Source organism: Kitasatospora sp. NPDC054768 (genome assembly GCF_053612025.1).
Genome location: NZ_JBSHBN010000101.1, coordinates 20,877 through 35,402, shown reverse-complemented (window position 1 = coordinate 35,402; position 14,526 = coordinate 20,877). Strand labels below are relative to the sequence as shown.

The window sequence follows — 14,526 nt, the reverse complement described above, 5'->3', positions numbered from 1 at the left end:
GCCGGCACCCGCCCGCCGGTCGGCTCCGGCCGTCGCCCGCCGGTCAGCTCCGGCCGTCGATCAGCTCCCCGTACGCCTGGACCAGGTCCGGCAGCCGCAGGGTGGCCAGGTCCTCCCGGCCCGGCGGCTCGCGCAGCAGCGACAGCCGCAGGTCCCGGTAGGCGCAGGACTTCTCGTACAGGGTGCGGATGAACCGGCCGTTGCCCAGCTCGTCGATCCAGCCCTCGCGGACCACGTGGGTGCAGATGCTGGCCAGCTCCTCCGCGGCGTCCTCGTCCCAGCCGTCGCCGTCCCGGCCGGCCAGCGAGGCGCCGATCGCGGTCAGTTCGCTCGGGCGGTAGCTGGGGAAGTCGACCCGGGTGGTGAAACGGGAGTTGAGGCCGGGGTTGGTGGCGAGCAGCCGGTTCATGCCCTCGGGGTAGCCGGCCAGGATCACCACCAGCCGGTCGCGGTTGTCCTCGGCACGCTTGAGCAGTACCTGGAGCGCCTCGTCGCCGTACGCGTCGCCCTTGGTGTAGCCGGAGTTGGAGAGGCTGTACGCCTCGTCGATGAAGAGCACGCCGTCCAGCGCGGAGTCGATCAGCTCGTTCGCCTTCACGGCGGTCTGGCCGAGGAACTCGCCCACCAGGTCGGCGCGTTGGGCCTCCACCAGGTGGTCCCCGGAGAGCAGGCCGAGGGCGTGGAAGACCCGGCCGAGGATGCGGGCCACGGTGGTCTTCCCGGTGCCCGAGGGGCCGGAGAAGACGAAGTGGCGCTTCGGCGGCTGGACGGGCAGGCCCTGCTCGGCCCGCAGCCGGGACATTCTCAACTGCGCGGACAGCGCCCGCACCTGGCGCTTGACCGGCTCCAGGCCGACCATCAGCGAGAGTTCGGCCAGGGCCGCGTCCAGCTCCCGCTCGTCGCCGGCGGACCGGGGCTCGGGCACGGCGGCGGTCCGGGGCTGCGCCCGGCCGAGGGCGGGCAGCGGCGGGGGTGCGGCGGAGGCCGGCGGCGCGCCGGAGCCGGAGCGTTCCCCGGCGGCCTGCGCGGCGCCGTCGGCCGCACCGCCGTCCAGCAGGGCGCCGCCGGCGGTCAGGGCGCCGTCCGCCGGGGGCACGTCCACCAGCCCGGCGTCCACCAGCCCGGCGTCCACCGAGGGCCCGCCGCCCGACGGGAAGCCGCCGGACAGGGCGCCGGTCGACACCCCGTCGCCGGAGACGGTCGGCCCGCTCGGCCCGCCCGCGTCCCCGAACTCCTCGCCGTACCCGGGTAATCCCGCGTAACCGGCCTCGTCCGGGTACTCGGCGTCGAAGCCGGGAGCACCCGGTAGGGCGGCGTCGGCCGCTCCCCGGCGCCCGCCGGCCGGCAGTCCGTCCGCGAGTCCGTCCGCGAATCCGTCCGTGAGTCCGTCCGCGAGCGCGTCGTCGGCCGCGATGGCCGTCAGCCGGGTCGCGGTGTCCATGAACGCCGGGTCCGCCCGGTGCACCGCCCGGTAGAGCGGCAGCGCCGCGGCGCTGCGTCCGGCGCCCTCGTACGCCCGGGCCAGCCAGTACCGCAGCTCTTTGCGCTGGGGCTGTTCGGAGCGGCAGCGGGCCAGCGAGACGGCCAGCGGCGCCTGCGCCTGGGCGCACATGTCGAGGCGCACCCGCGCCATGCCGGCGAACAGTCCGGCCTCGATGCCGAGCAGCGGGTCGTCCAGCAGGCGGTCGGTGTCCCTGATCAGTTGCTCCCAATCCTTGAGCAGGTAGGACCGGCAGGCGTACAGGAAGCGGGCGCAGGGGTCCTCGCCGGGCGCCGGGCACTGTTCCAGCGCCCGGTCCAGCTCGGCCAGGTGGCGGCCGTCCAGCCAGTGCGAGGCGTGCGCCAGCGCGAGGTCGCGGGCGTCCTCCAGTACCGGCTGCACCCACCAGCCCAGCCAGTACCAGGAACTGAGCGGCCGTCGGTGCAGCCGTCGCTGTTCGCCGAACCGTTTCTGGTGGCGGTACATGGCCAGCAGCGCGGCCGAGGTGTCGCTGCGCAGCGCGTGCAGTCCGAGCCAGGCGTCGGCCATGCCCGGGTCCAGTCGGACGGCGGCCCGGAACTCCTCCTCGGCCCGGGTGTACGCACCGGCCGTGTAGGCGTCCATGGCGCGCAGCCAGGCGCGGTCGGCGAGCCGGTCGGGCCCGCCCGCCGTGCTGTCGGAACTGTCCACCGTCGTCACTCACGCCCCCCGCGGTGCGGCCCGGGGCTCGGCCGGCGGGTTGCCTGCGCCTAGCCTGGCCGGTGGTCGTCGACCCCCTTGCGGCGCATCTGCGCCTGCCAGGAATCGTACCGGCGCGGCGCTGATCCGGAAGGGTGCCGAACGGGGTCAAATGCGATCGCGCGAGCGGCCGTTGAGCGGCCGGGCGAAGAAACGGGCTGCCGGGGAGCGAGTTTCGGAAGGGGACCGGACGGCGTCCCCGGCTCACGGGGGAACAAGCCGGGGGCGCCGGGTCCGAGGCAACCGGAAGCTTTCGTTCCGGCGGCTGAGGAGAACCTAGATCCTGGCGATGTCGCAGGTCAAGGCGATGGTTGAAGTTTCACCGACGGTGCCCGGGGCGATCCGGCCGGTCACCCCGTCGACCCGCGTCGCGGCGTACGGACGGCTCGGATCGGCGGCGAAATGCGCCGATTCGGCCCGGGCCCAGCCCGCCCAGAACTCGGCCAGTTCCGGACCGTCCCGCTCCTCCCCGCGCCGCCGGGCCGAAGCGGCGTCCAGCTCCATCCAGATCACCCGGGCCAGCCACGGCCGCACCGCCCGCCGGCCCGCGCCGACCCCCTCGACCAGCACCACCGGGGCGGCCGGCACCGCGGCCGTGCCGGCGAAGCGGCGCAGCGTCCAGTCGTACACCCGGTACTCGGCGTCCCGCCCGGCCGCCAGCGGCTCCAGCACCTGCCCGCGCAGCCGTCCGGTCCACCCGAACGGCTCGCGGTGGGTGGCCAGGTCGTCGAGGTGGACCACCGGGGCCCCGCCGAGCGCCGCCGCCAGCCGGCCGGCGAAGGTGGTCTTGCCGGACCCCGCGTGCCCGTCCACCGCGACCAGCCGCACCGGCCCGCAGGAGGGCGGCAGTGCGCGCAGCTCCGCCGCGAGCGCGGCCGGCAGGTCGTCCGGAGCGGGCCGGAGCGGGGGCGGGAAGGGTTCGGATGCAGCCACAACGTCAACCCTACGGTGCCGTAGCCCGCCACTGCGGACAGTTCATCTGTGCAGGTCGTGACGGCAGCGCGGGTTTCGGGCATACTCGCCTTCGCCACGACTGTGAACGGCCGTTCACCGCAACCCGGTGCCGGTCGGTCCGACAAGCCGCACCCCGCCGGGTCAGCCGACACCTCGGTCCGGCGCCCGATCGAGGAGGCGACCACCGCCATGACCCCCTCCCCTGTGAAAGCCGTGGAGCGCCAGCTGCCGAGCGAGGAGGCCCGCGAGCTGCTGAGCCTCACCCGTGACCTGGTCCAGCGCGAGCTCCAGCCGCGTGCGGCGGAGGACGAGGCCGCCGACCGCTTCCCGCGCGACGTCTTCCGCACCCTCGGCGAGGCCGGCCTGCTCTCCCTCCCGTACGACGAGAAGTACGGCGGCGGCGAACAGCCCTACGAGGTGTACCTGCAGGTGCTGGAGGAGCTCGCGGCCGGCTGGCTGGCCATCGGCCTCGGCGTCAGCGTGCACACCCTCTCCTGCCACGCGCTGGCCACCTTCGGCACCGACGAGCAGCGCGACGCGTGGCTGCCCGCCATGCTCTCCGGCGAGCAGCTCGGCGCCTACTGCCTCTCCGAGCCGCAGTCCGGCTCGGACGCGGCCGCGCTGCGCACCCGCGCCGACCTCGACGGCGAGGCGTACGTGGTGAACGGCACCAAGGCCTGGATCACCCACGGCGGCCAGGCCGACTTCTACAGCGCCCTGGTGCGCACCGGCGTCGACGGACCCAAGGGCATCAGCTGCCTGCTGGTCCCCGGCACCCAGCAGGGCCTGTCCGCGGCCCCGCCGGAGCACAAGATGGGCATGCGCTCCTCGCCGACCGCGCAGCTGCACTTCGACGGCGCGCGCGTCCCGCGCGAGCGGCTGATCGGCGAGGAGGGGCAGGGCTTCCAGATCGCGCTCGCCGCGCTGGACTCCGGCCGCCTCGGCATCGCCGCCTGCGCGATAGGCGTGGCCCAGGCCGCGCTCGACCTCGCGGTCGACTACGCCCGCACCCGGCGCCAGTTCGGCCGCCCGATCGCCGAGTTCCAGGGCCTGTCCTTCATGCTCGCCGACATGGCCACCCAGATCGAGGCCGGGCGTTCGCTCTACCTGTCCGCCGCCCGGCTGCGGGACGCCGGCCGGCCGTTCTCCAAGGAGGCGGCGATGGCGAAACTGTTCTGCACCGACGCGGTGATGCGGGTGACCACCGACGCCGTCCAGGTGCTCGGCGGCTACGGCTACACCCAGGACTTCCCGGCCGAGCGCTACATGCGCGAGGCCAAGGTGCTGCAGATCGTCGAGGGCACCAACCAGATCCAGCGCCTGGTGATCGGCCGCCACCTCACCAAGGGCTGACGCCCGGGGGCCGTCCGGCGGGGGAGCCGCCGGACCGCCCCGATCCCCCCGTACGGCCTCCGGCCGTCACTCCAGGGTGCGGAGTGGCGGCCGGAGGCGTTCCCGGCGGAGCGTCAGCTCGCCTTGGCGGTGCGGCCGGTCAGCGCCGGACGACGGCGGCGCTGCTCCGGGATGGCGGCCCGCAGCGCCGCGACGGCCGGGACGGCGGGCGCCACCGGGGCGGCCTCGGGGACCGCGGCGAGCCGTACCGGGCAGTGCGCGACGGCGTGCGAGAACGGCTGGGTGCGCCAGTCCAGCCCGCTCGGAAGCTTGAACAGCGCGTCGAAGCCGGCCGGTTCGGCGTCCTCCTGGGCCTCGACCTCGACCAGGTCGTCCGTCGGCGTGCCCGAACCCGGGCAGATCGCGGGGGAGAAGGGGTTCCAGGCGGTCGGCAGCAGCGCGTGTTGCGGCAGCCGCTCCTCGTCCGCCACCAGGGCGATCGGGCGGCGGCACTCGGGGCAGTCGACCCGGAAGATGTCCCAGGTCTCCGCCTCGCCGGGGTCGGTGCCCGGCAGGTGGCCGACCGCGAGGTCCTCGCGGTCGGCCATATCGTCGGTCTCGTCGGAGCCCAGCACACGCTGGTCGGTAGCAGGCATGAGGATCCCCCTAGGATCGGGCCCGGCGTGGTCGTCCAGGGCCACAACCAGCACTTCCCTGTGATCCGGACTCATAATCCTGCGGTCCCGTGCACCGTGATGCACCGGGTGTGTCCTTGGCCACACCGGATGCCACATTCGCCCGGCATGTGCCCGCCCGGCACCTGCGAACCCGTCCTGTGCCACCGCGTGCGCCCCCCGTGCTCCCGACCGGGTAGGTTTGCGCACTGTGGAGGATCTCGACCAACGCATCGTCCAGCTGCTCCTCGAAGACGGCCGGATGAGCTACACGGACCTGGGCAAGGCCACCGGCCTGTCCACCTCGGCGGTGCACCAGCGGGTGCGCCGCCTCGAACAGCGCGGGGTGATCCGCGGCTACACCGCGATCATCGACCCCGACTCCGTCGACCTGGCGCTGACCGCGTTCATCTCGGTCAAACCCTTCGACCCGAGCGCCCCGGACGACACCCCCGAGCGGCTGGCCGGCCTGCCCGAGATCGAGGCCTGCCACAGCGTCGCCGGCGACGAGAACTACATCCTCAAGGTCCGCGTCGGCGCCCCCGGCGACCTGGAGGACCTGCTCGCGCGCATCCGCAGCGCCGCCGGTGTCTCCACCCGCACCACCGTCGTCCTGTCCACCCCGTACGAGGCACGCCCCCCGAAGCTCTGACCGCGAACCGGCGGGGTGCAGACTTGGCGGCATGACCGAACGCACCTCCCGGACCGTCCTGCTGCGCGGCGGCGCCGTCTACAGCCCCGCCGACCCCTTCGCCACCGCGATGCTCGTGGAAGGCGGGCACGTCGCCTGGGTCGGCAGCGACGGCGCCGCCGAGGCGTACGCCGCGACCGTCGACGAGATCGTCGAGCTGGACGGCGCCCTGGTCACCCCCGCCTTCGTGGACGCCCACGTGCACGCCACCGCCACCGGCCTGGCGCTCACCGGCCTCGACCTCACCGGCAGCCCCTCGCTGGCCGCCGCCCTGGCCGCCGTCACCGCCTTCGTCGACGCCCGGCCCGAGCCCGGCGGGGTGCTGATCGGCCACGGCTGGGACGAGACCGGCTGGCCCGAGGGCCGCCCGCCCACGCTCGCCGAACTCGACGCCGCCGCCCGTGGCGCCGCGCTCTACCTCTCCCGCACCGACGTGCACTCCGCGCTCGCCACCACCGCGCTGCGCACCCTCACCGAGGGCCTGGCCGAGGCGCCCGGGTTCGACCCCGAGGGCCCGCTCACCAAGAACGCCCACCACGCCGTGCGGCAGACCGCGCTGGCCCGCCTCACCCCCGAGCAGCGCCGCCGGGCCCAGCGCGCCACCCTGGCCCGCGCCGCCGAACTCGGCATCGGCGCCCTGCACGAGTGCGCCGGCCCGGAGATCTCCTCGGAGGCCGACCTGGCCGCCCTGCTGGCCCTGGCCGCCGAGGGCGAGGGGCCCGAAGTCTTCGGCTACTGGGGCGAGTTGGGCGGTGTCGAGACCGCTCGCAGGCTCGGTGCGGTGGGCGCCGGAGGCGACCTCTTCGTGGACGGCGCGCTCGGCTCGCACACCGCCTGCCTGCACGCCCCGTACGACGACGCGGAGCACACCGGCACCGCCTACCTGACCGCCGAGCAGGTCGCCGACCACGTCGCCGCCTGCACCGAGGCCGGGATCCAGGCCGGGTTCCACGCCATCGGCGACGCGGCGATCACGGCGGTCCTCGACGGCGTCCGGGAGGCCGGTGCCCGGGTCGGCGCCGCCCGGGTCAAGGCCCTGCGCCACCGCGTCGAGCACGCCGAGGCCCTGGACGACAAGGCCGTCGCCGCCTTCGCCGAACTCGGCCTGACCGCCTCCGTCCAGCCCGCCTTCGACGCCGCCTGGGGCGGCCCGGAGGGCATGTACGTGCAGCGCCTGGGCGCCGAGCGGGCGGCCGCCCTCAACCCCTTCGCCGCGCTGCTGCGGGCCGGTGTCCCGCTGGCCTTCGGCTCGGACGCCCCGGTCACCCCGCTCGACCCCTGGGGCACCGTCCGCGCGGCCGCCTTCCACCGGACCCCGGAGCACCGGATCTCGGTCCGCGCGGCCTTCACCGCCCACACCCGCGGCGGCTGGCGCGCGATCGGCCGCGACCAGGACGGCGTGCTCGTCCCCGGCGCCGTCGCCAGCTACGCGATCTGGGCGGCCGGCGAGCTGGTCGTCCAGGCCCCCGACTCCCGGGTGGCGGGCTGGTCCACCGACCCGCGCTCCGGCACCCCCGGGCTGCCCGACCTCACCCCGGGCCACCCGCTGCCGACCTGCCTGCGCACCGTGGTCCGCGGCCGCACGGTGCACCAGCGGTAAACCCCGTGGAACGTCGGGCGGGCACCGCCTAGGTTGAGCGGCATGATCGAACCGGTGCCCGCCGACTTCACCGTCCCGCGCGAGCTGCTCGCCCCGGAGTTCCGACTGGAGCCCCTGGGCGAGCGGCACAACGCCTCCGACCACGCCGCCTGGACGAGCAGCATCGACCACATCCGCGCCACCCCCGGCTGGGCCGGCCGCGGCTGGCCGCCCGCCGACGGAATGCCCCCGGAGCGCAACCTCGACGACCTGCGCCGCCACGCCGCCGACTTCGAGGCCCGCACCGGCTTCACCTACACCGTCCTGGAGCCGGACCGCGACGAGGTGATCGGCTGCGTCTACATCTACCCGGACCGCGAGGACCCCTCGGTGGTCTCGGTCAGCTCCTGGGTCCGGGCCGACCGCGCCCACCTGGACGAGCCGCTGCACCGCGCCGTCTCCGACTGGCTCACCGGGCACTGGCCGTTGCGGGATTTCCGCTACGCCCCGCGCTGACCCCGCCGTCACCCTCACCTCACGGGCCACCGACGTTCCGGGGTACCTTCTTCGCACAGCGTCCGAACAGCAAGCCCCAGGAAGATGGTGCGCCGGTGGCCACTCCCGTCACCCAGGAACGGCCCGAGGCCGTACCCGAGCCGCAGGAGCCGGCGCCCCGACCGAGCCGCGGAGCCCGCGCGCTCGCCAGGATCCGCGCCGGGCTCCCCCGCACCGGCCTCGCCGTCCTGGCCGGCCTGCTGCTGGCCCTCGCCTTCCCGCCGTACGACCTGTGGCCGCTGTCGCTGCTCGGCGTCGCCGCGCTCTCGCCGCTGACCCGGGGCCGCACCTTCCGCCAGGGCCTGTGGACCGGCTTCGCGTTCGGCCTGCCGTTCTTCCTGATGCTGCTCAGCTGGCTGCGGGTGGTCGGCTGGGACGCCACGATCGGCCTGTCCGTCGTGGAGGCGCTGTTCCTGGCCCTGCTGGGCGGCGCCCTGGCCGTCACCTCCCGGCTGCCGGGGTGGCCGCTCTGGGCGGCCTGCCTGTGGGTCACCCAGGAGTGGGCCCGCGACCGGCTGCCGCTCGGCGGCTTCCCCTGGGGCCGGCTCGCCTTCGCCAACACCGCCAGCCCGTTCACCCCGCTGGCCGCGCTGGGCGGCGCACCGCTGGTGACCTTCGCGGTCGCCCTCTGCGGCGCCCTGCTGGGCTGGGCCGCGCTGCGGGTGCGCGGGCCCGGCAGGGCCCCGAGGGCGGCCGCGCTGGCGGCGCTCGGCGCGGTGGCCGCGCTGCTGGCCGGCTACCTCGTCCCGGTGCCCACGGTCGCCGACGACACCGTCAAGGTCGCCATCGTCCAGGGCAACGTGCCCAACCCGGGCATGGACTTCCTGGGCCGCCCGATGATGGTCCTCAACAACCACGCCTCGGCCACCGAGCGGCTCGCCGCCGACATCAGGGCCGGCAAGGTCGAGCGCCCCGACATCGTGATCTGGCCGGAGAACTCCTCCGACCTCGACCCGTTCAGCGATCCGCTGGCCCGCCAGCGGATCGACCAGGCGGTCAAGGCGGTCGGGGTGCCGACCCTGGTCGGCACCCTGGTGGACGGCCCGGACGCGCAGCACGTCCAGAACGAGGGCATCGTCTGGGACCCGGTCACCGGCCCCGGCGCCTCCTACACCAAGCAGCACCCCGTCCCGTTCGGCGAGTACGTGCCCTTCCGCGCCCAGCTGATGACGGTGATCACCCGCCTCCAGCGGGTCGCCCGGGACTTCTACCCCGGCGACCACAACGGCGTGATGCAGCTCGGCCCGGCCAGGATCGGCGACGTGATCTGCTTCGAGGTCGCGTACGACGAGATCGTCCGCGACACCGTGGACAGCGGCGCCCGGGTCCTGGTCGTCCAGACCAACAACGCGACCTACGCGAAGACCGGGCAGCCCGAGCAGCAGCTGGCGATGAGCCGGCTGCGGGCCGTCGAGCACGGCCGGGCGGTGCTGATCGCCGCCACCAGCGGCATCAGCGCGGTGATCGCCCCGGACGGCAGCGTCCAGCAGCGCACCGAGGAGCTCACCGCGGCCGAGCTGTCGGCGACCGTCCCGCTGCGCGACGGCACCACCGTCGCCGACCGGGTCGGCGCCGCCCCGGAGTGGACGCTGGCCGTCGGCGGCCTGCTGGCCTGCGGCGCGGCCCTGCTGGTCGGACGGCGCCGGAAGGCGTAGGGCGCGGCACCCGAGCCCGGCCGCCGGAACACCGGCGGCGCGGGAGTCGTTGGAGCAGGTGGTGCCGTAGCCGGCCCGGACCTCCCGTGCGGCGCGCAGAGCACCGCTTGGAGTGGATTCGTACCGTGACCCAGCAAGCTACCCCCACCCGTCCGGCCCCGCGCAGCAGGCTCCGCCGGGTGCTGCCGCTGCTGATCACCGCCTGGCTGGTGCTGGAGATCTGGCTGCTGGTCCAGGTCGGCTCCTGGCTGGGCGGCTTCACCGTCGTGCTGCTGCTCGTCGCGGGCGCCCTGATCGGCGGCTCGCTGATCAAGCGGGCCGGGCTGAAGGCGCTGTCGGCGGCGATCGAGCAGAGCAAGAACCCGCAGTCCCAGCAGCCGCAGACCGGCACCAGCATGACCGTGCTGGGCGGCCTGCTGCTGATCGTCCCCGGCTTCCTGTCCGACCTGCTGGCCCTGACCCTGCTCCTCCCGCCCACCCGGGCCCTGTGGCGGGTGCTGGGCCGCCGGGTCGCGGACAAGGCGCTGCGCAGCGCCTCCGTGGCCGGCGCCGACCCGTTCGCGGACGCGATGCGGCTGCAGGAGCAGCTGCGCATCCACCGCCCGGACGGCAAGGTGATCCAGGGCGAGGTCGTGGACCCGGAGGCCGGCCCACAGGGCCCGGACACCACCTACCGCCCGCCGATCGCCGGCTGACCCGCCCGTTCCGACGGGAGCCCCCCGGGGGCGCGGAGAACCCGCCCCCGGGGGGCTCCTCGCGCGCACGGCACGGTCCAGCGGACGGTGCGGGGAAGGCGGGCGCGGCGCCGGACAACGCGAAAGGGACCCTGGTGACCAGGGTCCCTTTTCGCGTCCTCCCGCTCGGGGCGGGAGCGAGGTGTCAGGCGCTCTTACGGGTGTCTCGCGGGTGCACCGCGAGGTTCATCCCACCGGAGCGGAGCACGGCCAGCCGTTCGGCCAGCACCTCCTCCAACTCCTCGCGCGTCCGGCGCTCCATCAGCATGTCCCAATGGGTGCGCGTCGGCTTGATCTTCTTCTCCTCCGGCTCGTCGCCGTCGAGAAGTGCTGCCTCCTGGCCACAGAAGCGGCATTCCCAGGTCGCGGGGATCTCCGCCTCGACCGAGAAAGGAACCTCGAAACGGTGTCCGTTCTGACATGCGTACTCGACGGTCTGGCGGGGAGCCAGATCGATACCACGGTCGGTCTCGTAGCTAGTGGCCCCGAGTCGCGTGCCGCGGAGAGCTCGCTCGCTCATGAATCGTGCCTCCCGGGCTTATGGCCCACAGGACTAGTGGTCGCTGTTCTTCGTCGTTCGGTCAACGCTCGGCTTCCGACGAAGATTCCCGTCCCGGGACATGCGTCGTCTTGTAGTGCCGCCCCTGTTTGTACCCACCCGCGCCCGATTTGTCACATCTGGCCGGTGATATCACCCCAGGTGTCACCTATTTCACATCTGGTGATCGTGCGGACTTTCTGTGACGAGCGTACCGGGAGGGGATTCGGCGCCGGGCGCCGACCCCTGCCGGGAGCCGGGAACCGGCCGGGGGAGGCGGCCCGGCCGGGCCGTCAGGAGATCGGCCGTGAACGGATCATCGGCTCGCCCTTGGCCAGGTCGACCGGACGGGCCGGATCGGCCGCGGGTACCACCGGCGGGCGATCCGGGCGGGGCGGCTCGGCGGCGGCCGCCTCGGTGCGGGTGTCCCGGTGCGGCAACAGGGCGATCACCGCGTCCCGCAGCGCGGCCGGGGCCTCGTCGTCCAGCGGATCGACGGTGGCGGGCACCTGGAGCCGGAGCGGGGCGCCGTTGCCGATCCGGGCGTAGCCGCGCCCGATCGGGGCGTGGGCGGCGGGCACGATGTCCAGCGGCGCGCCGAGCGCTTCGCGCCCCTCGTCCGGGCCGGCCGGGCCGAGCACGACACGGGCCCGGGTGGTGGCGCGGACGGTGGCGGTGATCCGGTCCCGGGCCTCCAGGTCGTCGGCGACCACCACGGTGACCCGGGCGGCCCGGCCGTGCCGCAGCGGGAGCTCCAGGAGGTCCTGCGGGTCGGGGCGGCCCTCGGCCCGGGCGAGCTCGCTCAGCTCGGTCGGGTGGTCCAGCAGCAGCCACAGCGGCCGGGTGACGTCCTCGGGCGGGGCGGTTCCGGCGTGCCGGGCGGCGTTGAGCGCGGCGAGCCTGCGCTCGGTCTCGCCGACGGCCCAGTCCAGGGCGGCCAGCGCGCCGTGCAGGCTGGTCTCCACGGTGTGCACGCCGGGCCGGTTCACCAGGCAGGCGTGCTCGCCGGTGCCCGCACCGTCGACCACCACCAGGTCGCCGTACGGGAGGGCCTGGAGCGCCACCGAGCGCAGCAGGCTGGAGGTGCCGTAGCCGGTGACGCCGAGCACCAGCAGGTGCGGCTCGGCGGAACGCGGGCCGGTGCGCCAGACCACCGGCGGCTGCTGGACGGTGGTGCCGCCCCGGACGACCGGGATGGTCCGGGCGGTGCCGTCCTCGTCGGTGAAGCCCAGCACGATCTCGCCGGGGGCCGCCACGAAGCGCTGGGCGGCGATGTCGGCGGCCAGCGGGGCGAGGGCGGTGATCCGCAGCCGGTTGGACTCCTCGTCCCAGTCGAAGCGGTACTCGCGGGCCCGGCCGGCCTTGCCCTGGACGACCTGCTCGATCCGGGCCCGGGCGGCGGGCTCGGTGTCGGTGAAGTAGGCGGGGTAGGTCATCTCCAGCCGGGAGAGCCGGCCCTCGCCGTCGAAGTCCCACGCGCTGAAGGCGTTCTTGTGGCTGCCCTCGAAGTGGTACAGCGGGTTGGCGTCCTCGGGTCCGCACAGGTACGGGGTGAGCGCCGCGTAGAGGGCCGCGAGCTTGACGTCGGCGACGTCCGGGGCGGGCGGTGCGGGCGTCGCCCTGGGGGTCCGGCCGGCCCAGGCGGCGCTGGCCATCAGGGTGATCAGGGCGAACAGCAGGCCGTGCGGCAGCAGGTAGACGCCGATCAGCAGGGCGGCGGTCAGGAACAGCGTCGGCCCGCGGCGGTCCTTGGGGGTGGCCTGCCAGCGGGACTTGGCCCAGTCCGCGTGGTGGCGCAGGCCGCGGCCGATCACGGAGAGCGGGGCGAACATGTCGGAGGCGTGGTCCCCGGCGGTCCGGGCGATCGCGCGGCCCTTGGTGAGGTGGCGGTGGAGCGGCATTCCTTGACTCCCCAAACGGTGGGACGGGTGGGGTGGCGCGGGTGGGCAACGACGGGGCCCGGGGCGGTGGGATCCGCGCCCGGGCCGGTACGGAGGAGATCTGGACGCGGTCAGAACTTGATGCCGCTGAGCAGGCTGGCGAGGCTCGCGCCGCCCGCGGTGATGCTCGGTGCGATCGAGGAGCCCGCGATGTAGAAGCCGAAGAGGGCGCAGACGATGGCGTGGGAGACCTTTAGTCCGTCCCGGCGGAAGAAGAGAAAGGCGATGGTGCCGAACAGGACGATGCCGGAAATCGAGAGGATCACGTTCCGCTCCTCAGGAAGGGGGGACAAGCGGGGGTGTTACGGAAAGTGCACCAATCGTGACAAAAAGTAATAGATGATGGAACGGTGCAAATGGGTGGTTCTGCCGTCCAATACCGTTCCGGTGACCGGGTGGCGGTATGCGACCCGGCCGGGGTGGGGCCGGGTGCCGAGGGGATTCGATGTGCCGAGGCATTCCCGGGCGGAGGGCGGGAAGTTTCCGGGGGGTCCGGGAAGTTCGCTCGAATGGCTGCGCAACGCGCGCGGCCGTGTGTCGTGGCGGGCGCGGGCCGTCATCCGGATTCCGGACGCCCGCTGGCCCGTTCCGGCGCCGGCCGCTACCGTGCCCTGGGCGCAGCCCCGAGACCGCCCGACGACCCGACCGGAAAGGCCGCCCGCCATGACCGACGCCGCCAGCCAGCAGCCCGCCGACGCCCCCGACGCCGAGGTGATCGCGCTCGCCGGGAAGCTCTTCGACGCCGCCCGGGCCGGGGAGACCGAGACCCTGTCCGCCTACCTGGACGCCGGTGCCCCGGCCGACCTCACCAACGGCCGCGGCGACACCCTGGTGATGCTCGCCGCCTACCACGGCCACGCCGCGACGGTGGCGGAGCTGCTCCGGTACGGCGCCGACCCGAACCGCGCCAACGACCACGGACAGACCCCGCTGGCCGGGGCCGTCTTCAAGGGCGCCACGGACGTGCTCGACGTCCTGCTGGCCGGCGGCGCCGACCCGCAGGCAGGCGCCCCGAGCGCCGTGGACACCGCCCGGATGTTCGGCAAGGACGACCTGGTCGCCCGGTTCGAGGCCCGCTGAGCGGGGATCGTAGGCTTTTCGGCATGAGCACCAGCACCGCCCGGGACACCGGCACCGTCGAGTTCCGCATCACCGGCTACGCCCACCCCGACGCCCAGGCCCTGTCGGCCGAGGTGCAGCAGGAGTACGTGCGCCGCTACGGCGACCCGGACGAGACCGTCATGCGCCCCGAGGACTTCGAGGCGCCGGGCGGCCTGTTCATGATCGCCTACCTGGACGGCCGTCCGGTCGCCTGCGGCGGCTGGCGGGCCAAGCAGGCCGGCCCGGACGGCCTGCGCGACGGCGACGCGGAGCTGAAGCGGATGTTCGTGATCCCCGCGGCCCGCGGCCGCGGCCTGGCCCGCGCGGTGCTGGACCGCCTGGAGCGGACCGCGATCGAGGCCGGGCGGACCCGCTTCATCCTGGAGACCGGCACCGAGCAGCCCGAGGCCGTCGCGCTGTACCGGTCCGAGGGCTACGACGCGATCCGGAAGTTCGGCATCTACAAGGAGCACGCGCAGAGCATCTGCCTCGGCAAGGAGCTGGCCGCGGCGGTCTGAGCGACCGCTGCGCGGGGAAGGCTCCCGTCGGCCCGAA

General features: G+C 74.5%; 14 protein-coding genes. 8 read left to right on the top strand and 6 right to left on the bottom strand.

Going from position 1 to position 14,526, the window contains the following annotated elements:
• Positions 1-43: 43 nt before the first annotated feature.
• Complete coding sequence (locus ACWGKU_RS26495) at positions 44-2,104, bottom strand: AAA family ATPase (RefSeq protein WP_452191580.1); 2,061 nt, start codon at positions 2,102-2,104, stop codon at positions 44-46.
• 390 nt (positions 2,105-2,494) lie between these two features.
• Positions 2,495-3,151, bottom strand: coding sequence for a uridine kinase family protein (locus tag ACWGKU_RS26490; RefSeq protein WP_380630899.1), 657 nt, complete (start codon positions 3,149-3,151; stop codon positions 2,495-2,497).
• Between the two features lie 210 nt (positions 3,152-3,361).
• Here ACWGKU_RS26490 and ACWGKU_RS26485 point away from each other — a divergent pair, with 210 nt between their 5' ends.
• Positions 3,362-4,525, top strand: coding sequence for an acyl-CoA dehydrogenase family protein (locus ACWGKU_RS26485; RefSeq protein ID WP_452179713.1), 1,164 nt, complete (start codon positions 3,362-3,364; stop codon positions 4,523-4,525).
• Between the two features lie 113 nt (positions 4,526-4,638).
• On the opposite strand, the gene ACWGKU_RS26480 is transcribed toward ACWGKU_RS26485, so the two are convergent.
• Positions 4,639-5,160, bottom strand: a complete 522-nt coding sequence (locus tag ACWGKU_RS26480) for a hypothetical protein (RefSeq protein ID WP_401043293.1) — start codon at positions 5,158-5,160, stop codon at positions 4,639-4,641.
• Between the two features lie 229 nt (positions 5,161-5,389).
• On the opposite strand from ACWGKU_RS26480, the gene ACWGKU_RS26475 reads away from it, so the two are divergent.
• From ACWGKU_RS26475 to fxsA, 5 genes are all read left to right on the top strand, one after another.
• On the top strand, positions 5,390-5,830 hold the full coding sequence (locus tag ACWGKU_RS26475) for an Lrp/AsnC family transcriptional regulator (RefSeq protein WP_030243361.1): 441 nt from the start codon (positions 5,390-5,392) through the stop codon (positions 5,828-5,830).
• Between the two features lie 31 nt (positions 5,831-5,861).
• Entirely contained in the window at positions 5,862-7,469 is a 1,608-nt protein-coding gene (locus ACWGKU_RS26470; RefSeq protein ID WP_401043296.1) for an amidohydrolase, read from the top strand.
• Positions 7,470-7,511: 42 nt separating this feature from the next.
• Positions 7,512-7,964: an N-acetyltransferase gene (locus ACWGKU_RS26465; RefSeq protein WP_380543980.1), complete on the top strand. Its 453-nt coding sequence runs from the start codon at positions 7,512-7,514 to the stop codon at positions 7,962-7,964.
• 95 nt (positions 7,965-8,059) lie between these two features.
• Entirely contained in the window at positions 8,060-9,658 is a 1,599-nt protein-coding gene (lnt, locus tag ACWGKU_RS26460; RefSeq protein ID WP_401043299.1) for an apolipoprotein N-acyltransferase, read from the top strand.
• A gap of 125 nt (positions 9,659-9,783) precedes the next feature.
• Positions 9,784-10,353 carry an FxsA family membrane protein gene (gene fxsA, locus ACWGKU_RS26455; RefSeq protein ID WP_401043301.1) on the top strand — a complete coding sequence of 190 codons (570 nt, stop codon included), beginning with the start codon at positions 9,784-9,786 and terminating at the stop codon, positions 10,351-10,353.
• A gap of 184 nt (positions 10,354-10,537) precedes the next feature.
• On the opposite strand, the gene ACWGKU_RS26450 is transcribed toward fxsA, so the two are convergent.
• The 3 genes from ACWGKU_RS26450 to ACWGKU_RS26440 all read right to left on the bottom strand — a co-directional run bounded on the left by ACWGKU_RS26450 (position 10,538) and on the right by ACWGKU_RS26440 (position 13,136).
• Positions 10,538-10,912, bottom strand: a complete 375-nt coding sequence (locus tag ACWGKU_RS26450; RefSeq protein WP_049655293.1) for an RNA polymerase-binding protein RbpA — start codon at positions 10,910-10,912, stop codon at positions 10,538-10,540.
• Positions 10,913-11,223: 311 nt separating this feature from the next.
• On the bottom strand, positions 11,224-12,831 hold the full coding sequence (locus ACWGKU_RS26445; RefSeq protein ID WP_401043304.1) for a P-loop NTPase family protein: 1,608 nt from the start codon (positions 12,829-12,831) through the stop codon (positions 11,224-11,226).
• A gap of 110 nt (positions 12,832-12,941) precedes the next feature.
• On the bottom strand, positions 12,942-13,136 hold the full coding sequence (locus ACWGKU_RS26440) for a hypothetical protein (RefSeq protein WP_359827363.1): 195 nt from the start codon (positions 13,134-13,136) through the stop codon (positions 12,942-12,944).
• A 397-nt stretch (positions 13,137-13,533) separates the two neighbouring features.
• Between ACWGKU_RS26440 and ACWGKU_RS26435 the strand changes: the two genes are divergently transcribed.
• Together ACWGKU_RS26435 and ACWGKU_RS26430 are read left to right on the top strand one after the other, a co-directional pair.
• Positions 13,534-13,950, top strand: a complete 417-nt coding sequence (locus ACWGKU_RS26435; RefSeq protein WP_401043307.1) for an ankyrin repeat domain-containing protein — start codon at positions 13,534-13,536, stop codon at positions 13,948-13,950.
• 23 nt (positions 13,951-13,973) lie between these two features.
• Entirely contained in the window at positions 13,974-14,489 is a 516-nt protein-coding gene (locus ACWGKU_RS26430; protein WP_452179712.1) for a GNAT family N-acetyltransferase, read from the top strand.
• The last annotated feature ends 37 nt before the right edge of the window (positions 14,490-14,526 follow it).